This window comes from Vibrio sagamiensis NBRC 104589 (assembly GCF_007990935.1).
GTDB classification, from domain to species: domain Bacteria; phylum Pseudomonadota; class Gammaproteobacteria; order Enterobacterales; family Vibrionaceae; genus Vibrio; species Vibrio sagamiensis.
On sequence record NZ_BJXJ01000014.1, the window covers coordinates 65,369 to 85,303 of the forward strand.

15 protein-coding genes are annotated in these 19,935 nt (G+C 43.7%); 4 read left to right on the forward strand and 11 right to left on the reverse strand.

What is annotated here, in order from left to right:
• Window positions 1-140: 140 nt before the first annotated feature.
• Window positions 141-1,211 (forward strand): succinylglutamate desuccinylase/aspartoacylase family protein, encoded by a 1,071-nt coding sequence (locus VSA01S_RS08740; RefSeq protein ID WP_039979738.1) that lies wholly within the window; start codon window positions 141-143, stop codon window positions 1,209-1,211.
• A 179-nt stretch (window positions 1,212-1,390) separates the two neighbouring features.
• On the opposite strand, the gene VSA01S_RS08745 is transcribed toward VSA01S_RS08740, so the two are convergent.
• Window positions 1,391-1,693, reverse strand: coding sequence for a DUF3622 domain-containing protein (locus VSA01S_RS08745; RefSeq protein WP_021709213.1), 303 nt, complete (start codon window positions 1,691-1,693; stop codon window positions 1,391-1,393).
• 308 nt (window positions 1,694-2,001) lie between these two features.
• Window positions 2,002-5,925: a phosphoribosylformylglycinamidine synthase gene (gene purL / locus VSA01S_RS08750; RefSeq protein ID WP_039979737.1), complete on the reverse strand. Its 3,924-nt coding sequence runs from the start codon at window positions 5,923-5,925 to the stop codon at window positions 2,002-2,004.
• A gap of 297 nt (window positions 5,926-6,222) precedes the next feature.
• Between purL and mltF the strand changes: the two genes are divergently transcribed.
• On the forward strand, window positions 6,223-7,860 hold the full coding sequence (gene mltF / locus VSA01S_RS08755; protein ID WP_039979736.1) for a membrane-bound lytic murein transglycosylase MltF: 1,638 nt from the start codon (window positions 6,223-6,225) through the stop codon (window positions 7,858-7,860).
• Between the two features lie 69 nt (window positions 7,861-7,929).
• On the opposite strand, the gene tadA is transcribed toward mltF, so the two are convergent.
• The 6 genes from tadA to VSA01S_RS08785 all read right to left on the reverse strand — a co-directional run bounded on the left by tadA (window position 7,930) and on the right by VSA01S_RS08785 (window position 13,379).
• Window positions 7,930-8,523, reverse strand: coding sequence for a tRNA adenosine(34) deaminase TadA (tadA, locus tag VSA01S_RS08760; protein ID WP_227739599.1), 594 nt, complete (start codon window positions 8,521-8,523; stop codon window positions 7,930-7,932).
• Window positions 8,524-8,713: 190 nt separating this feature from the next.
• Complete coding sequence (locus VSA01S_RS08765) at window positions 8,714-10,273, reverse strand: AbgT family transporter (protein ID WP_039979735.1); 1,560 nt, start codon at window positions 10,271-10,273, stop codon at window positions 8,714-8,716.
• Window positions 10,274-10,521: 248 nt separating this feature from the next.
• The gene (locus tag VSA01S_RS08770; protein ID WP_039979734.1) at window positions 10,522-10,932 is read right to left on the reverse strand and encodes a type IV pilus modification PilV family protein; all 411 of its coding nucleotides are present in this window, start codon (window positions 10,930-10,932) and stop codon (window positions 10,522-10,524) included.
• Window positions 10,925-12,226, reverse strand: a complete 1,302-nt coding sequence (locus tag VSA01S_RS08775; protein WP_039979733.1) for a hypothetical protein — start codon at window positions 12,224-12,226, stop codon at window positions 10,925-10,927. The genes VSA01S_RS08770 and VSA01S_RS08775 overlap by 8 nt, the downstream gene beginning before the upstream one ends.
• The gene (locus tag VSA01S_RS08780; RefSeq protein ID WP_039979732.1) at window positions 12,226-12,873 is read right to left on the reverse strand and encodes a PilW family protein; all 648 of its coding nucleotides are present in this window, start codon (window positions 12,871-12,873) and stop codon (window positions 12,226-12,228) included. Before VSA01S_RS08780 ends, VSA01S_RS08775 begins: the two co-directional genes overlap by 1 nt.
• Window positions 12,864-13,379: a GspH/FimT family pseudopilin gene (locus VSA01S_RS08785; RefSeq protein WP_039979799.1), complete on the reverse strand. Its 516-nt coding sequence runs from the start codon at window positions 13,377-13,379 to the stop codon at window positions 12,864-12,866. The genes VSA01S_RS08780 and VSA01S_RS08785 overlap by 10 nt, the downstream gene beginning before the upstream one ends.
• A 101-nt stretch (window positions 13,380-13,480) precedes the next feature.
• Between VSA01S_RS08785 and VSA01S_RS08790 the strand changes: the two genes are divergently transcribed.
• On the forward strand, window positions 13,481-13,918 hold the full coding sequence (locus VSA01S_RS08790; protein ID WP_307698585.1) for a type IV pilin protein: 438 nt from the start codon (window positions 13,481-13,483) through the stop codon (window positions 13,916-13,918).
• Between the two features lie 115 nt (window positions 13,919-14,033).
• On the opposite strand, the gene dnaJ is transcribed toward VSA01S_RS08790, so the two are convergent.
• The 3 genes from dnaJ to grpE form a co-directional block, all read right to left on the reverse strand.
• Window positions 14,034-15,179: a molecular chaperone DnaJ gene (gene dnaJ, locus VSA01S_RS08795; RefSeq protein ID WP_039979731.1), complete on the reverse strand. Its 1,146-nt coding sequence runs from the start codon at window positions 15,177-15,179 to the stop codon at window positions 14,034-14,036.
• Between the two features lie 200 nt (window positions 15,180-15,379).
• Window positions 15,380-17,296, reverse strand: a complete 1,917-nt coding sequence (gene dnaK / locus VSA01S_RS08800; protein WP_039979730.1) for a molecular chaperone DnaK — start codon at window positions 17,294-17,296, stop codon at window positions 15,380-15,382.
• A gap of 505 nt (window positions 17,297-17,801) precedes the next feature.
• Window positions 17,802-18,398, reverse strand: coding sequence for a nucleotide exchange factor GrpE (gene grpE / locus VSA01S_RS08805; RefSeq protein WP_039979729.1), 597 nt, complete (start codon window positions 18,396-18,398; stop codon window positions 17,802-17,804).
• A 145-nt stretch (window positions 18,399-18,543) separates the two neighbouring features.
• On the opposite strand from grpE, the gene nadK reads away from it, so the two are divergent.
• Complete coding sequence (gene nadK / locus VSA01S_RS08810) at window positions 18,544-19,428, forward strand: NAD(+) kinase (RefSeq protein ID WP_039979728.1); 885 nt, start codon at window positions 18,544-18,546, stop codon at window positions 19,426-19,428.
• Window positions 19,429-19,935: the final 507 nt, after the last annotated feature.

Below are 19,935 nucleotides of genomic sequence, written 5' to 3' on the forward strand. Positions count from 1 at the left end.
CAGCCATCACTGGCCAAACCTTGACCAGTTCGATAAAAAATATTGTTCGTCACAGTAAGAAGAATGATTAGTCCGATTGAATAGCTATTGCTACATTGTTGGTACTTAAATTGAACGATTTTATTTAACAGAGATGTGTTATGGCTAGAAGTAAAAAAAGCAAAGTGTTTGAGTTACTCGGACATCAAATCCAACCAGGACAGCGTTTAGAAACCGAGTTTGAAGCAGCACAACTTTACACCCATTCACCACTTTCTATTCCTGTAGAAGTGATTCATGGAGAGCAAGCAGGTCCCGTATTAATGATCAATGCGGCCATCCATGGTGATGAGCTCAACGGTGTTGAAATCGTACGCCAAATGATCAACCTTTTAGATCCTAAAAAACTCAAAGGAACAGTGATTGCTGTACCTATCGTTAACGTTTTTGGTTTTATTCATAAGTCTCGCTACCTACCCGATCGTCGCGATCTTAACCGCTGTTTTCCTGGGAGTGAGAAAGGCGCTTTAGCTTCTCGCATGGCGCATGGCTTCTTCAATAATATTGCTAAACGCTGTGACTACATCTTAGATTTACATACTGGCGCAATTCACCGTACCAACTTGCCACAGATTCGCGCTAACTTAAGCAATCCAGAAACCTTACGCATTGCCAAAGCCTTTGCGACCCCTGTGATTGTCGATTCCGCCCTGCGGGATGGCTCGCTGCGCAGTGAGGCAGAAAAGTGTGATATTCCTGTCCTTACCTACGAAGCTGGCGAAGCTTTGCGTTTTGATCCACTCTCGATCAGCGCAGGGGTATTAGGCGTTCAACGTGTAATGCAAGCGATTGGCATGCTTCGCGCTAGCCGTAAAAAACTACCAACACCGATCATCGCAAAATCGACCAGTTGGGTTCGTGCACCCGGTAACGGCATTTTACGAACTGTGGTAAACCTCGGTGATAAAGTTGAAGAAGGCGAAACTCTCGCTTACATCAGCTCTCCACTCGGTCATGATGAAGTTGAGCTGCTTGCTCCCAAAGGTGGTATTGTGATTGGCCAACAAACGTTACCACTCGTCAATGAAGGGGATGCTATTTTTCACCTTGCTTACTTCAAACAAGATGATGAAATGGTCGAACAAACGGTAGAAAGTTACATCGAAGAGCTGACTGAACTGGATATTGAGCAGGTCACAACAGGCCAAATCCCTCTCGAAGTCACTCCGTAATTCAGTTTCTAAAGAGAAACAAACCTATTGGCAAGTGATCTTTTGAACTCATTTTCGAGCTCAGGTTTGCCGCGAATCGTTGGCAAGAGATACAAAGATATAGATACAAAAAAGGCAGCTTAAGGAACCCCTTGCTGCCTTTCGTCATTACTGCTCGCTAATTCCGAGCAAGACTTCGATTACTCGTCATCCGCTTCTGCTTCGCGAGCTTTACGTTCCACTTGTTTACGTAATTTCGCCGCTAGCTGCTCTGCTTCACGCTCTTGACGTTGAACTGCTTTACGTTCGTTACGAACAACTTGGTTTTCAATGAAACCTGCCAGTTCTTTTTCAGCCCAAGCTTGTGCTTTCTCTTCACTCTCAAAACCCGTTTCACGCTTTGAAACGACTGTTTTACGTGACGTCACTTGGCGAGTGATCTCAGCGCTCCAACCGTTACGTTTCTCAGTGACTCGAATAGCAAATTTTGGATTTTTAGACATGTTCTTTATTCCTAAGGGATTTAGGGCCTGCTGACCTTGTATTAGGGATTCGGTCAACGTGATTCACTCCATCGATGCTGAGTTGCTCAAGACCATCCCTTGTTAAGCGCGGTATTAGAGCACAAAAGTAATCGAAACGCTGCAAGTTTTTTATTTAGGTCCTAGATCCTAGGTTTTAGGGTCCTAGGGCCTTCTTCCTAAGCGAAGCGCTCTGTATTCCGTATTCAAGCCACATCCCTAAGCTCTAATCCAATCTACAAAACAAACAGCGAGCACGAATCTAGGTCCTAGGACCTATCACCTAACAATTAACCGATGTTCTTACGTGCGTTTTGGAACATACGCATCCAAGCGCCATTTTCACCCCAACCTTCTGGTGCCCATGAGTTAGCCACTGTACGGAATACTCGCTCAGGGTGTGGCATCATGATCGTCACGCGACCATCTTGAGTTGTCAGGCCTGTAATCGCATTTGGCGAACCGTTCGGGTTATTCGGGTACTGCTGAGTTGGATTACCGTGGTTATCAACGTAACGAACAGCAACCGTACCAGAGGCTTCAAGCGCCGCTAAGTGGTCAGTGTCACGAACTTCGACACGGCCTTCACCGTGAGACACCGCGATTGGCATACGAGAACCCGCCATACCATCGAAGAAGACGGAATCCGACTTCTGAACTTCAACAAGACTGAAACGAGCTTCAAAACGCTCCGATTCATTACGCACAAAACGTGGCCATAGGTCTGCGCCAGGAATCAGTTCTTTTAGGTTAGATAGCATCTGACAACCATTACATACCCCTAAAGAGAAAGTGTTGTCACGATTGAAGAAGCTTTGGAACTGCTCACGAGCTTGTGCATTGAAGAGGATCGACTTCGCCCAACCTTCACCGGCACCCAATACGTCCCCATAAGAGAAACCGCCACAAGCAACAAGTCCGTGGTACTCATCCAGAACCGCTTGACCAGTTAGGATATCGCTCATGTGAATGTCAGTTGCTTCAAAACCCGCACGGTCAAAGGCAGCCGCCATCTCAACATGCGAGTTAACCCCTTGCTCACGAAGAATCGCCATTTTAGGTTTCGCACCTGTATTAATCATAGCGCCAGCAATCAACGGTGCAGCAATGTCTTCATTTACATCAAAGCTTAACTTCACGTTCAGACCTGGATCGGTATCATCTTTCTTCGCTTCAAACTCTTGGTCAGCACAAGCTGGGTTATCACGTAGACCTTGCATCTTGTGCGTCGTTTCTGCCCAAATAGTACGTAGCTCAGTACGAGAACGCTCCAGAAGCACTTCCTCACCAGACGTAATCACAAAACAGTCTGATTGTTCCACGCGACCAATGACATGTGAGCATGCCTCAAGACCATTTGCAGCCAGTGTAGATAACACCGCATCTAAGTCATCGTTTTTAACTTGAACAACCGCACCCAGTTCTTCGTTAAATAGAGCGGCAAGCGCATCGTCGCCATGTTCTGAAGCAATAAGATCCGCAATATTGGCTTGCACACCACAATGACCAGCGAAAGCCATTTCTGCTAGTGTGACGAACAGACCACCATCACCTTTATCGTGGTAAGCCACCAATTTGTCATTGCGTACCAAAGATTGCATCGCCTCGAAGAAACCTTTGAGTTGCTCAGCGTTATCCACATCAGCTGGTTTATCACCTAATTGCTTGTAAACTTGAGCCAGCGCAGTCGCACCAAGGCGGTTCTTGCCATTACCAAGGTCAATAAGAACCAAAGATGTTTCACCTTTATCGCAGCACAATTGAGGGGTCACTGTCTTGCGAACATCTTCAACGCGAGCAAAAGCGGTGATCACCAGTGACAAAGGTGACGTAACCTCTTTGCTCTCTCCGTTTTCTTCCCATTTGGTCTTCATTGACATTGAATCTTTACCAACAGGAATCGTTAAGCCAAGCGCAGGACACAGCTCTTCACCGACCGCTTTAACCGCTTCATAAAGGCCAGCATCTTCACCGGGGTGGCCAGCCGGAGACATCCAGTTTGCTGACAATTTAATGTGCTTGATGTCACCGATGTCTGTCGCAGCAATGTTGGTCAGTGATTCGCCCACAGCAAGGCGTGCAGAAGCACCAAAATCAAGTAAAGCGACCGGTGTACGTTCACCCATCGACATCGCTTCGCCGTGGTAAGTGTCATAACTCGCAGCAGTAACCGCACAGTTAGCGACAGGCACCTGCCATGGACCAACCATCTGGTCACGTGCCACTAAACCTGTGACAGAACGGTCACCAATGGTGATAAGGAAGGTTTTTTCTGCTACGGCTGGAAGGCGGAGAACACGATCAACCGCTTGGTTCAGTTCAATACCATCACGAACAATCGCTGGGCTCTCCACTTTCAGAGTTGTCGCTTCGCGGTGCATCTTTGGTGGCTTGCCAAGTAGGATATCCATTGGCATATCGATTGGAGTGTTGTCAAAATGTGCATCTTCTAGCGTAAGATGACGTTCTTCAGTGGCAACACCAACGACCGCATACGGTGCGCGTTCACGTTTACAGATCGCTTCAAACGCCGCCATATTTTCTGGAGCAACAGCCAAAACGTAACGCTCTTGCGATTCATTACACCAGATTTCTAGTGGGCTCATACCCGGCTCATCATTAGGTACATCACGCAACTGGAACTTACCGCCACGCTCACCATCATCGACAAGCTCAGGTAGGGCATTCGAAATACCACCCGCCCCGACATCGTGAATAAACGCAATCGGGTTCTCTTCACCCAATTGCCAACAACGGTCGATGACTTCCTGACAGCGACGCTCCATTTCTGGGTTCTCACGTTGTACAGAAGCAAAGTCGAGATCTTCCGCTGACTGACCCGATGCCATTGAAGAAGCAGCACCACCGCCAAGGCCGATGTTCATCGCTGGACCACCAAGGACAATTAAGCTTGCACCAACAGGGATCTCTTTTTTCTGTACGTGCTCATCACGGATGTTACCCATACCACCAGCGATCATAATTGGCTTATGGTAACCACGCACTTCTTCACCTGCGTGAGACGTCACTTTTTCTTCGTAAGTACGGAAGTAACCCAAAAGATTCGGGCGACCAAATTCGTTGTTGAAAGCCGCCCCACCAAGCGGACCTTCTAGCATAATGTCGAGAGCATTAACGATACGGCCTGGCTTACCAAAGTCGGATTCCCATGGCTGTTCAAAACCTGGAATGCGCAAGTTAGAGGTCGTAAAGCCAACCAGACCTGCTTTAGGTTTACCGCCTATACCTGTTGCGCCTTCATCACGAATCTCACCACCAGAGCCTGTTGAAGCACCTGGCCACGGAGAAATCGCGGTTGGGTGGTTGTGCGTTTCTACCTTCATCAAGATATGAGCATCTTCGTGATGGTAGTGATACTGACGTGTTTTTGGATCTGGGAAGAAACGACCAACTTTTGAACCCGTCATCACTGCCGCGTTATCTTTATAAGCAGACAACACATGATCTGGTGTGGTTTCAAATGTGTTCTTGATCATCTTGAACAAAGACTTAGGTTGATCAACCCCATCAATGGTCCAATCGGCATTAAAAATTTTATGACGACAGTGCTCAGAGTTCGCCTGTGCAAACATCATCAATTCAATATCATTAGGGTTACGGCCCAGTTTGGTAAAGCTTTCCACTAGGTAATCAATTTCATCTTCAGCTAACGCTAAACCAAGGGAAACGTTTGCTTCTTCAAGCGCAAGACGACCACCAGCTAAGATATCAACATGTGCCACTGGTGCAGGCTCAGCAACAGTAAATAAAGCCGCAGCCGACTCTAGGTCGGTAAACACCACTTCCATCATACGATCATGAACGAGCGTTTTTAGAGTCTCAAGTTGAGCGTTAGACAATGGGGTAGAAGTTTTAATATAGAAAGCCGTACCACGTTCAAGGCGCTTAATATTATCTAAGCCACAGTTAATTGCGATATCGGTAGATTTAGAAGACCAAGGGGAAATAGTGCCAGGGCGAGGCGTAACAAGTAGAAGAGTTCCTTGAGGTTCATGCTCTTCGATAGTAGGACCGTAAGTCAGCAGCTTTTCCAGTTTTTCTAACTGCTGGGCATCAAGATCAGATTTCAGATCGGCAAAGTGCATAAACTCGGCATAAATGTCGGTTACAGGTAGGTCTTGTTCACGACAAAGTTCCAATAGTTTGTTAACACGAAACTCGGACAGAGCTGGGGAGCCACGCAAAATTCTCATGAGCTTAGGTCTCTTATGCAATTGATTAAGGTAAAATTGGAATAAACTCAAACATTTAAATTAGAAAAATTCGAAGTTATACCGATTCAACCTCTGGTTGCGAGCGCATTATATAGCAATTGTTTTTGTGATGTAACACCAAAAGCAACCGTTTGCGTCTTTTTTTATCGAATTTGAATTTATCACTCAAATGATGATAATTCACACAAACTGACATAATCTCAGTTGGATTCACTTTGCCCCTATCGTGTGCTTTGATATAAAGGCAGTCAGATACTTTTGATATAGACTAAATAAATGCGAAAAAGCCCATTAAACCGATTCAAGCAAAGTGCTCTACTGTTTCTAACCGTATTGATGCTTTCTGCTTGCCAGATCGAATCTGAACCCAAAAGCGAGTTAGAAAGAATTCAAGCTCGTGGCGTTCTGCGAGTGGGCACCTTAAACAACCAGTTGTCTTATTATATTGGTCCAGATGGCCTAGCCGGATTAGACTATGAGCTTGCACGTCAATTTGCTAAGCAACTCAACGTAAAGTTGGAAATCAAACCCGCTTTTCGTCAAGCCGATCTTTTCCCTGCATTGAACAAAGGTGAAATTGACATTATTGCAACAGGCCTCAACCAAACTTCTCAAGCCGTGAAACGCTTCCGTCCTGCTCCGGCCTATTATTACGTCAGCCAGCAAATTGTTTATAAGAAAGGCCAACGCCGTCCACGAAACATCACTCAGTTAATCGAACACCAGAAGGCGCACAATAGAAAAGTCGAGCAAGATAAAGTACAGAGTGATACAGCTCTTTTTCAAGTCGTCGAACAATCTCAATTTGTACCGACTTTAAGTGGATTACAAACCGATTACCCCGAGCTTGAATTTGAAATTGTTAGTGATGCAGATACTCGGGACTTACTCAAGGATGTGGCTAAGGGAGATCTTCGTTTTACGGTCGCAGATTCAGTAGAGCTTTCCCTCTCTCAACGCCTGTATCCTGATTTAGCTCTGGCATTTGAGCTAACCGAAGACCAACCTGTATCTTGGTTTACCCGCCGTGCTGAAGATGAAAGCCTGTACGCTATGTTGATAGAATTTTTCGGTAATATTCAACAATCAGGTGAACTTGCCACATTGGAAGAAAAATACATTGGTCATATTGAAAACTTTGATTATGTCGATACACGTGCTTTCATTCGAGCACTAGAAAGCAAGCTACCAACATGGTCACCGCTGTTCCAAAAGTATAGTGAAGAATTTGATTGGCGCTTAATTGCCGCTCTGGCTTATCAAGAGTCTCATTGGGATCCAAAAGCTAAATCTCCTACAGGTGTCCGCGGTATGATGATGCTTACTCTACCGACAGCTAAAAGCGTTGGAGTAACGGATAGATTGGATCCTGAACAAGCAATTAGAGGTGGTGTTGAGTACTTACGTCGTATCGTAGCTCGCGTTCCTGACTCGATTAATCAACATGAAAAAATTTGGTTTGCTTTAGCTTCTTATAACATTGGTTATGGACACATGATGGATGCAAGACGTCTTACCAAGTCACAAGGAGCCGATCCTAATGCTTGGGCTGATGTCAAAGATCGTCTGCCACTGCTTCGTCAAAAACGCTACTACAGCCAAACACGTTATGGTTATGCTCGTGGTGATGAGGCGCGTAATTACGTTGAAAACATTCGTCGTTATTATCAATCTATTTCAGGGCGAATCAGCCAAAAACCAGCGCTTGAAGAAGATAAAGAACTTCAAGTTATTCCTCCACTAGCGCCAGAAGTCAGCCTAGCAGCAGGGCAAACTCCGTTAGAAGGAGAATCAGATAACGAGACTGAAACACTAATCAATGAGAGTGAGTCAGCTAAGACCCAATTAGAAAGCACTGAACACAAAGAACCAAAGCCACGGAGCGCTAATCCATCGAACAGTGATGGCCAATAAACTTACCGATGACATTGATCAACGTATCAGCTTTAGCCGTTGCTAAAGCTGATACGAGCAGACCTAATATTACCGTTTTCTTTTAGTTATTGCTTGCTTCACTTCAGTGCTTATTGCAGAGCCTGGTACTTGTATATCCTGCGATACTGGGGGCTCAATTAAGGTTTTTTCTGCCTGCTTCTTGGCTTTAATCTCTTTGCGTCGACGTTTAAAAAATGCCTGCAGTTGAGCTCGGCATTCCGCTTCTAACAAGCCACTCTCTACCGTTGCATAGTGATACGCTGCCTGACTTTCAAATAAGTCCAGTACCGTACCCGCAGCCCCGGCTTTGAGATCAGGAGCACCGTAAACTACGCGCTTCACACGACTGTGCAATAACGCCCCTGCACACATTGGGCATGGCTCTAAAGTAACGTATAGAGTGGTATCTAGTAATCGGTAATTTTCCAGTATCTCACCAGCCTTGCGCAGGGTCTGGATTTCAGCGTGAGCGGTTGCATCATGAGTACAAATAGAGCGGTTCCATCCTTCGGCAATAATGTTGCCATCTTTGACCAGTACAGCCCCTACGGGCACTTCACCTTCCACCTCGGCTTGCTCGGCAAGAGCCATAGCACGGCGCATAAATTGTTCGTCTTGAGAAGTGAATTGATGGTCTGACAAAGAAAACTCCGATACGTGGGATAAAGCCATTGAGTGAATAATCGGAATTTTAACCTGAGCGGCGAGGAAGGAAAAGGATTACAAAAACAAATATAAGGGGTTTATGGCCTAGGACCCTAGGAACTAGGACCCTAGGAACTAGTTCCTAGGACCTAAAAACCTAGGAACCTAGGATCTAGGACCTAAAAACCTACATCGTATAGATATAAGGCGCTTGAATACCCAATGGAATACCTAGCATCCAGTACACAATAAGGAATATTGACCAACCTATCAGCATAGCGATGGAGAACGGCATCATTAGAGAAGCCAAAGTACCAATCCCCGTTGATTTGACATAACGTTGGCAGTAAACCACCACCAGCGGGAAGAACACCATCAATGGTGAAATAATATTCGAAACCGAATCACCTACACGGTAAGCCGCTTGTGATAGCTCTGGAGAAATTCCTACTGCCATCAACATAGGAACAAGAATTGGACCAATTAATGCCCACTTCGCGGAAGCAGAACCGATTAAAAGGTTAACCGAAGCCGTCAATAGAATCATACCAATAATGGTCGCTTCACCTGGTAAGTTCATCGCTTTTAATCCTTCGGCTCCATACAGGGCAAGCATGGTACCAATGTTAGATTGAGCGAAAGCAGACAAGAACTGAGCACAGAAGAATGACATCACAATGTAAGCCCCCATGGTAGCCATGGTGTCAGACATTGCTTTGATGATATCGTTACTGGTTTTAAACGTCCCTGCAACTCGGCCGTAAACATAGCCAGGGATAATAAAAAGGATAAAGATCAATGGCACAATCGATTTCATGATCGGAGCAGAAAACGCTGTGATCTCACCATTTGGAGAACGCAAAGCCGAGCTCTCTGGCCATACCGCAGCAATCAATAGCGCAATACCAGCCAACATAGCCCAACCTGCGTAACGGAATGCTTTAGATTCAAGTTCAGTGAAAGAACCCAGATCAGGCGCTTTTTCTGCATCTTCATCCACTGGAGTATGCGCTAAACGAGGTTCAATGATTTTCTCTGTAACATACCAACCAATCGCCACAATAATTACTGACGATAAACCGGTAAAGAAAATGTTCGCCAGAGGGTTAACAATGTAGTCAGGATCGAGTACTTGAGCAGCGGTTTGAGTAAAGCCAGCTAATAAAGGGTCGATTCCAGATGGAATAAAGTTAGCTGAGAAGCCGCCAGATACCCCTGCAAAGGCAGCTGCAATACCTGCTAGAGGATGACGGCCTGCGGCATGGAAAATAATACCGCCCAATGGTATCACCAACACATAACCCGCATCCGCTGCAGTATGGGAAACAATCGCCACAAGGATCAGCATTGGGGTTAACAGTTTTGCTGGAGTAAAATTCAGCATCTTCTTAAGGCCAGTAGTAATAAAGCCTGAAGAGTCAGCAACTCCCACACCTAGCATAGCGACTAACACAATTCCTAATGGTGCAAAACTTGTAAAGGTTGTCACCATATTGGCTAAAAAGCTGGCTAATGCTTCACCAGTAAGAAGGTTGGTAACGGTTAATGCTTCCCCTGTTCGTGGGTTAGGTAAATCAAAAGAAACATTAGATAAGAGCGCAGATGCTCCCCAAGTGATGATCAATGCCCAAAAGAATAAAATAGCAGGATCAGGAATTTTATTACCGACTCGCTCAATAAAGTTAAGAAAACGGTCGATGCCACCTGATTTGCGCGGCGGCGGTGTCTTGATAGTTTGGCTACTCATGGTGACTCCATCGAATAATGATTAATCCATAGCTTATCGTAATTTTTACAGCCTTATAGTTCATCATTCTATTAAATGTCGTTTATGAAAGCACAGAGTTCTGTTCAATCATGAACATCTAGATACATATTTTTCAAAAGAACCACAATAATTAACAAAAATAATAATAAAACCCAACCAAAAAACACAAAATAAAATGACTCTATAACATTTATAATGCAGTCTAGTTCATAAATATCAAAACAGCGCTAATTCTCAAATTCATTGAAACGTGACAACATAGTACGCAACTCAAGTGACTGCTGTTGCCCCGTTCGGTCTTGCCAGTGGGATGTGATTACAACAGATTTGAGTGAAGCAGATGAACGTTCTGATGATACCTGCCAAGACACTGTATATTGCCCACTCTTGAAAGAATCAGCTGTAAGCGTAGCAAATTGAGCACTTGATACTGTTGATAACGCATCAGATGCACCACGAGTTCTAAACCATTCTAGCTTATTTTCCGCCAACCTTAACGCTTCAATGCTGTGCAGTGCATAGTCAGATTTGCGCTCGATAAACACTTGTAGCTTGATCAATCCTAATGCTCCTATACTAATCAAGACCAAACTGACTAACACTTCAATTAAGCTTAACCCTCGTATGGTACTAATCATACCAAGATCCACGAAGCCACTCTAAGCGGGCGGTGTGCTTTTGACTTTTCTGTTGGTTATAAGCGGGAATCAAAGATCCATTGAGCTTAATGGTTCTACCTGATGCGTCGACGCCAATTGCGCCATCTAAGTACAAGGTACTATCAAGTAACCAATTGTATTGTTCAAATTGCCCATCCACATCATGGGCCTGAAAGCTCAACGGAGTGACGCCAATTTGCTCGCGCGATTGATGTAAATCGCGCCATTTTTCGACCACATCAAAATCAGACTCAGAAGGCAGATATTGATAAATCAAACCATCAAAAATACTCAGTGCTTTGCTGTACAGTAAGCCTCGATGAATAATCAATTGCACGGCACTCTCTACAGGTTGGGGATAAGAACCGAAAATATTCCCCTCAATGGCACAATTACCTTCCACCCAGAATCGCCGTTTACCTGCTAGATACGCATCATGGAGTTGAGTATGACAATTATGAACCCAGCCTTGCGGACTGTAGTCAACATTCGAACCATCAAACACCGCACCTTGAGGATCTTGAGCAATATCACTTTTCAATTTAGCCGCATTGGCCGCGTTATATGTCATGCCAAATAAGTCCCTAAAAGCTGATATTCCAAGGACATTTTCCTGAATATCTGCCCCTTTGTATGAGTTCAGCCCCGCAAGAGATGGAGCCCTAAGCGGATCGTAAAGATTTGATTTATGTGTCGACTGGCAGGTAAAATCTGGAGCACCAAGTGGTCCTGTAGCATGAGCAGTCTCCGCACTATCAACGGTGAAAAAGTGCTCATCAGTACCCGATGGACTAGCAATATACTGCACCGCTCCACCAGAGATAATCGATGTACACTGGCTACTCAAAGGATCGCCTTGCGCATACGGAATCACATGCATTGATCCGGTCAGTTCCACCGCGGCACTGGTTTTTATCATCGCATTGAGCTCAGCATTCACCTGAGCTATCGTCTTATTTAGCGTGATGTTGTCATACGTAGAAACCACACGATATTGCTCATTACTGTGCTTTTCTATCTTCACCTGGGCCTTGCAACCGAATACAGAAACAGCTGATGAAACAGGCAAGGGCACCATTTCTCCTATAATTTGAGAGTAAGCACACTCTAATCCTCCTTCCGCAATCCAATGCTCTTGTCTTGATTGGATTTCATTATTAACACGCTTTATCTGATACCAAAGCGATTGATAAAATCCCATCTGCATCATCAGTATCGCAATCAATAACGCACTAACCGTCACCAAAATCACAGCCCCATTCTGACGCTTCATTATTGCCAGTTCCTTTGCTTTATAGTGAAAGATTGCGAAGTGTGTTTGTCTTCAGAGCCTGTTAAGTTAGTGGACAAAGTGATGTTAACCAAAAGACTATTTGCTTGTTCACCTCGTAGAAGCTGGGTAGAAACATTAAATTCATCGAGCTCAATCTGTTTAGAATCAAACCCCTGAAAGCAGCTTCGTGAACCACTTAACTGCGTCACCTCCTCTATATCCCACACTCGGGTCATGTTTTTTTGGCAAATAAACAATGATTTAGGTTTCTCATCTCTGCGTTCGTAGACAACGTTTCGATATATGGGCTCATTGCCGCTCATCTCATCGTAATAAGCATAAGCAACCAAGACTCGCTGCTCATCAACCAAAGTATAAATACTGTGGTTCGCTCCCGATAACGTAATAGAATGCCCTAACTCACCATTAAACCCTCCACGCTGAAGATCATTTTTGAATGCTTGCATCACACTGGCCGTATTCCCCAACAGCATCAGTTCCTGAGCACGCAGCAATGCTCCTTTTTGGGCACTAAGATATAACGCACTGATCGCTGACAGAACCAGCCCGCCTAATAATGCTACGATCATAAATTCGACTAGGCTGGCTCCTTTAAATGTCTTTTTAATTCTATTATTTATAGACATAAGGGATAGCTCAAATATTTCTGAGTCGGGTGATCACTACAAATTCTCACCCGACTAGAGAGAGTGTGTGAAATGACTTTTAGCGCCTGCTCAGAAGAAGTTTGAGAGTAGAAACGAATATTGCCTGAAGAAGGTCTACCATGAACCCCATCAAAACTAATTTGGTCTGAAACATAATGAAAAGAAACAACGATACCTGTAAAATCTTGACCAGAAAAAGAAGATAACACCCTTCCCATCTCTGGTTTGCTGTGATTCGTCAGTTCGATGCGCCAATTGCCCTGAGTTATACCTCTCTCAGGCCGAATAATATGAGCCCACAGCCTTTCACGATTGAGTACTGCTTGCGATTTACTATAAATCATAAAATGATGAAATTGATTCGCCAAGCGTCGCATTTTATGTGCTTCAAACATCTTCTTAAAAGCAGGAATTGCCGCTGTTAACAAGATGCTAAACACCGTCAATGTAATAAGTTGCTCCAGTAGAGTAAACCCGCGAGGCATTTCCCAAATTCTCATGTAAGCAGCAATAGTGCCATTAATTAACCTTGCACAGATGCTAACACCAGAGAAGAATGGGCGTAAAAGCCAAAGGAAAACGACTCGTGATAATTCGAATTAATGAGTGCAACACTTACAAAAAAGCACAACATGGGATGACATTCATCGAACTATTAATAGTAATGGCCGTTATTACTGTGATAAGCACAATTGCTTATTCAAACTATCAAGAAAGCATTCTTCGTTCACACAGAATAGTAGCTCTTAGTGACTTAGCTCGAATTCAATTAGCATTAGAAAGCACTTACCAAAATGGCTATGATTGGAATGATCTTGTCTCAGCAGAAGGTTGCTTAATTTGTGAATCAGATTCTGACCGCTTCGCTTTTACGATTGTTAGCTCAGCCAGCATTGCCTATACAATAAAAGCCATTGCCAAGCCAACGTTGAATCAAGATAACGATCCATGTTTTGTACAAGAGAATAAAGAATTAGTTCTAACCTCAACCAACAACCGCACCCCAATTTCATGCTGGAAGTAACAGCGTGCGAGGAAGTACGAGATATTAAGAAAAGGCATCTTTAAACGATAGAAGAATTGCAGCCGATAAAAAAACCTGCCGCAGCAGGTTTTTTTACAAAATAGGTTTATCAGCTTTAACTGGTTAGATCATCAAAGAACTTCTTCACACCGTTGAAGAAACCTTCTGATTTTGGCTTATGCTTCGTGGCCGCATCACCACCGCAAGATTCATCGAATTCTTTTAGTAGTTCTTTTTGACGTGCACTTAAGTGAACCGGTGTTTCAACAACCAGTTTAACAATCAGATCACCAGTGCCACCACCGCGTACGCCTTGAACTCCTTTACCACGCATACGGAACATACGGCCAGTTTGCGTTTCTGCTGGAACTTTCAGGCTGACACGACCATTAAGCGTTGGGACTTCAACTTCACCACCCAATGCCGCCATTGCAAAGCTCACTGGAACTTCGCAGTAGAGGTTGTTGCCATCACGTTCAAAGATGTGGTGCTCTTTAACATGAACTTGAACATATAGATCACCTGCTGGTGCACCCATTTCTCCCGCTTCGCCTTCGCCAGATAAGCGAATACGATCGCCAGTATCAACACCTGCAGGGATCTTGACGTTGAGCGTCTTGTTCTTCTGCTTACGGCCTTGACCATGACAAGCATTACATGGGTCTTTGATGATTTTGCCTTTACCATGACAGGTAGGACATGTCTGCTGAACAGCGAAGAAACCTTGACGCATTTGAACTTGGCCATGACCATGACATGTTCCACAGGTTTCTGCTGAAGAACCTTTTTTCGCGCCACTGCCATCACAAGTATCACAATGAGCCAATGTTGGTACTTCAATATCTTTTGATACGCCACGAACTGCTTCTTCTAGAGTCAATTCCATGTTGTAACGTAAGTCGGCACCACGCTGAGCTCGCTGCTGACCACCACCACGACGGCCACCACCAAATATATCACCAAAGACATCACCAAAGATGTCGCCAAAGTCAGCGCTACCGCCACCAAAGCCACCGCCGAAACCGCCACCGCCTTGCTCAAAAGCAGCGTGGCCGTATTGATCGTAAGCCGCTTTCTTCTGCGGTTCAGTCAAGACCTCGTACGCTTCTTTTACTTCTTTAAATTTTTCTGCCGCTGATTCGTCACCCTGATTACGGTCTGGGTGGAATTTCATTGCAAGGCGTTTGTACGCCTTTTTAATATCACGCTCAGAGGCATCACGGCTAACGCCTAATACTTCGTAAAAATCACGTTTTGACATGTTCTTCGTCACCAATTTATTTACTGCAAACGACCCAAATTGCCGCTTGGTGTTGATATCAATCTAGCTAAAGACACCATGGAATCTTTAGCTAGAAAGACAATATTGACAAACAGACGGGCGTTAGAGTTTCCCCAAACGCCCGTACACAAAGTTTTACCGACACTAAACGACCAGTTCAGTCGCCTAGTTAAGAAATATTATTTCTTCTCGTCTTTAACTTCTTCGAACTCAGCATCAACAACGTCGTCATCTTGAGATGGCTGTGCACCTGCGTCAGCACCTTGTGCTTGCTGAGCTTGGGCTTGCTGTTGAGCAATTTCCATTAGTTTTTGAGCTGCAGTCATAAGTGCTTGAACTTTAGCGTCGATCGCTTCTTTGTCTTCGCCTTTACGTGCTGTTTCTAGCTCAGAGATTGCTGTTTCAATCTTCTCTTTCTCGTCAGCTGGAAGCGCGTCACCCGCCTCTTCGACTTGCTTACGAGTACCGTGAATCATTTGGTCAGCTTGGTTACGAGCAGTTGCTAACTCTTCGAACTTCTTGTCCGCTTCTTTGTTTGCTTCTGCTTCTTGAACCATTTTCTCGATTTCTTCGTCGCTTAGACCACCAGATGCTTGGATAGTGATCTTCTGCTCTTTACCTGTTGCTTTATCTTTTGCAGATACGTTCAGGATACCGTCCGCATCTAGATCGAAAGTTACTTCGATTTGAGGCATACCACGTGGTGCAGGCTGGATACCTTCAAGGTTGAATTGACCTAGAGACTTATTATAAGTCGCTTGCTTACGTTCACCTTGAAGAACGTGGATCGTTACTGCACTTTGGTTATCTTCTGCTGTGGAGAATACTTGATCCGCTTTTGTTGGGATAGTTGTATTTTTCTCGATTAGCTTAGTCATGACACCACCCATCGTTTCGATACCGAAAGATAGAGGCGTTACATCTAGAAGAAGAACATCTTTAACGTCACCAGCAAGTACACCACCTTGAACTGCAGCACCCATAGCTACTGCTTCATCAGGGTTCACGTCACGGCGAGCTTCTTTACCAAAGAACTCAGCAACTTTCGCTTGAACCATAGGCATACGAGTTTGGCCACCTACTAGGATAACGTCAGTAATGTCGTTAACAGATAGGTCAGAATCCGCTAGAGCAACTTTTAGTGGCTCAAGAGAACGTTGTACTAGATCTTCAACTAAAGACTCCAGCTTCGCACGTGTCACCTTGATGTTCATGTGCTTAGGACCTGTTGCGTCAGCAGTAACATAAGGTAGGTTTACGTCAGTTTGAGAAGTAGAGGAAAGCTCGATTTTCGCTTTTTCTGCTGCTTCTTTAACACGCTGCATTGCTAGTGGGTCGTTCTTAAGGTTAACACCTTGCTCTTTGTTGAACTCATCTACTAAGTAGTTGATTAGACGGTTGTCAAAGTCTTCACCACCAAGGTGAGTATCACCATTAGTTGCTAGAACTTCGAATGTTTTCTCGCCTTCAACTTCATCGATTTCGATGATAGAGATATCGAATGTACCACCACCAAGGTCATATACTGCGATAGTGCGGTCGCCGCCTGACTTGTCTAGGCCGTAAGCTAGAGCCGCTGCCGTTGGTTCGTTAATGATACGTTTTACTTCAAGACCAGCAATACGACCCGCATCTTTTGTTGCTTGACGCTGTGCATCGTTGAAGTAAGCAGGGACCGTGATAACAGCGCCAGTCACTTCTTCACCTAGGAAGTCTTCCGCTGTTTTCTTCATTTTCTTCAAGATTTCAGCAGAAACTTGAGGAGCTGCCATTTTTTGGCCTTGCGCTTCAACCCAAGCATCACCGTTGTCAGCTTTTACAATTTTGTAAGGCATGATTTCGATGTCACGCTGAACTTCTTCGTCTTCAAAACGACGACCGATCAGGCGCTTGATTGCAAATAGCGTGTTAGTTGGGTTTGTAACTGCTTGACGCTTAGCTGGTTGACCTACTAACGTCTCACCATCAGTGTAAGCAATAACGGACGCTGTGGTGCGTTCACCCTCTGCGTTTTCAATAACACGTGGCTTGTCGCCATCTAAAACTGCAACACATGAGTTTGTCGTACCTAAGTCAATACCAATGATTTTACCCATCAGGCTATCTCCAAATAAATTCTTTTTCGTTTAACTCTATCCCAAATGTGGGGACACTGAACTGGGTTTCAACCCTAGCTCACAAACAAAAATAAGTTGTTTGCTTCTCTATGCTCAATAGATAAGGGCTTCAAAATTCTTTTCAAGGGTAAGAAGTGAAAAAAAATTCATTTTTTTTACGAAACCTTATTCATTAAAAACGCCACACAAAAGAGTAGAAAAGATAAAAACCACGATTTAAAGCAAGAACAAATAAAAACAGAGTTAAAAATAGGCAAAGCAGAAAGCAAAAAATAAAAGTGCAGTAGATATAAGAAAATAAGGGATAAAAAACAACGATAGGGAAATATAACGTCTGAAAAAATGATGCCTGCCAAGTTTAGTGGCAGGCATCATATCAAACTTCAAGTAAAATAGGTTCTCTAAGAAAGTAATTATCAGTCGATAACCATTCACTAAAGCACTTGGTTTCAAGCTAACAAAAAATCACTTAAGGACTCTATGGTTACTTAGCTACCATAACCATAGCAGGACGAAGCACACGACCGTTAAGTTCATAGCCTTTTTGCATTACGAACATAACCGTATTTGAGTCATGATCTGGACTTTCTTGGATTGACATCGCTTGGTGGAATTCAGGGTTGAATACCTCACCTTCAGGGTTGATTTCTTTTAAACCAAACTTAGCGACAACATCAACGAAGGTCTTATGTGTCAGTTCAACGCCTTCAAGAATCGGTTTAACTGTTTCGTTTTCTGCATCCGCAGCTTGAATTGCACGTTCTAAATTATCGATAACCGGAAGCAACTCTTCTGCAAATTTGTTCAACGCGTATTTGCGCGCTTTATCCACTTCTTGCTCGGTACGACGACGCATGTTTTCAACTTCAGCTTTAGCGCGAAGCACGCCATCTTGCTGCTCTTTTACTTTTGCTTCACTCTGCAGTAGTGCTGCTTCAAGTTGAGCAATCTTAGCATCAGATTCATCACCCATTTCTCCCAATTCAGCTTCTGCTTTTGCTGCTTCAGCTTCTACTTTTTCAGCTTCTTCGATGATCTGGTCAAGCTCTGCTTCTGTTACTTTTTGTTCTTCGTTGCTCATGATATCTCCAAAATTCAACGGAATGCCCTTCAAGCCATTCATACTTTTCTGACTTTAAGCACATAAAAATTCGCACATTTAAGTCACTTGCCATTATTATGGGGATGAAGATTCCTGATTCAAGCCTCTTTAATGCGGAAATGCTATGAAAAAACCATGTGACGTGATTGCGATTATCGGCAAACCTCGTGATCAACAAGCTATTCAAACCCATAGAGAACTCTACCAATGGTTGACCTCAGAAGGTTACCAAGTGGTGTTTGACGAGCGCCTCGCAGCTATTTTAGACGATATTCCAAAAGATAAATTTGCCAATCTAGTCAAAATTGGGAAAAACGCAAATCTGGCTATCGTCGTTGGCGGGGATGGTAATATGCTTGGGGCTGCGAGAATCCTATCCCGCTTTGATATATCCGTGATCGGCGTAAATCGAGGTAATCTTGGTTTTCTTACCGACCTCAACCCTGATGACTTCAAAACCGCTTTAAAAGCCGTTCTGAATGGGGAATACATTGAAGAAGAGCGCTTTTTACTTGAGGCTGAAGTACACCGTCATGGACAAATAAAAAGTCATAATGCCGCTTTTAATGAGGCTGTGCTACACCCAGGCCAAATCGCACACATGATTGAATTTGAAGTATACATCGATGACAGTTTTGCGTTTTCCTTACGTGCCGATGGATTGATAGTATCAACACCAACTGGTTCAACAGCCTACTCATTATCAGGTGGTGGTCCAATACTTTCGCCAAGTTTAAATGCCATCAGTTTGGTGCCAATGTTCCCTCATACACTATCCAGTCGGCCATTAGTAGTCGATGGTAAAAGGCATATTAAACTGATTGTCTCACCAGAAAACCGTGGTACTCAAGAAGTAAGTTGTGATGGTCAAGTATCATTACCCGTTTCTCCAGGAGATGAGATCCATATCTATCAAAGTCCTAATGTATTAAAACTGATCCATCCAAAAGATTACAGTTACTATCACGTTTTACGTAATAAGTTGGGTTGGTCAAGCAAACTGTTTTAATTTTCCAAGTCACACTTATTATCATACTCAGCACTGAGTCTCCTCTCAATCAGTGCTGAATGAACAATTTCTACATTTTTATACTAAAAGCCAAGTTCTTCTTCAATCGATATAGCATTTCCACCACTCCCATTTTCTATCTTAAATACTTTTCATCATCGATACCAAATCATGAATAAAAGTTCATTTTTAAAAAATAAAAACCATCCCCCTTACGTAAAGGTAATCATCATCAATTGACATCAAAAAGAGATTCAAAGCTCATATTTAAAAAACATATTAAATTACTGATTAAAATAACATTCCTTATTACCTCCCTTAATTTACTGATAATAAATCCATCCATAAAACATATAATTAACGTTAATTTCACGAATATATTGAGAATGATCACATTTATGGTGCTTATAACTGTAAATTTTATGATCTAGAGAACAAAAGTTAATCTATTACACCTAAGCATAAAACTATCAACTAATAAGTTGCTAACATGAGGATTAGTAGAGC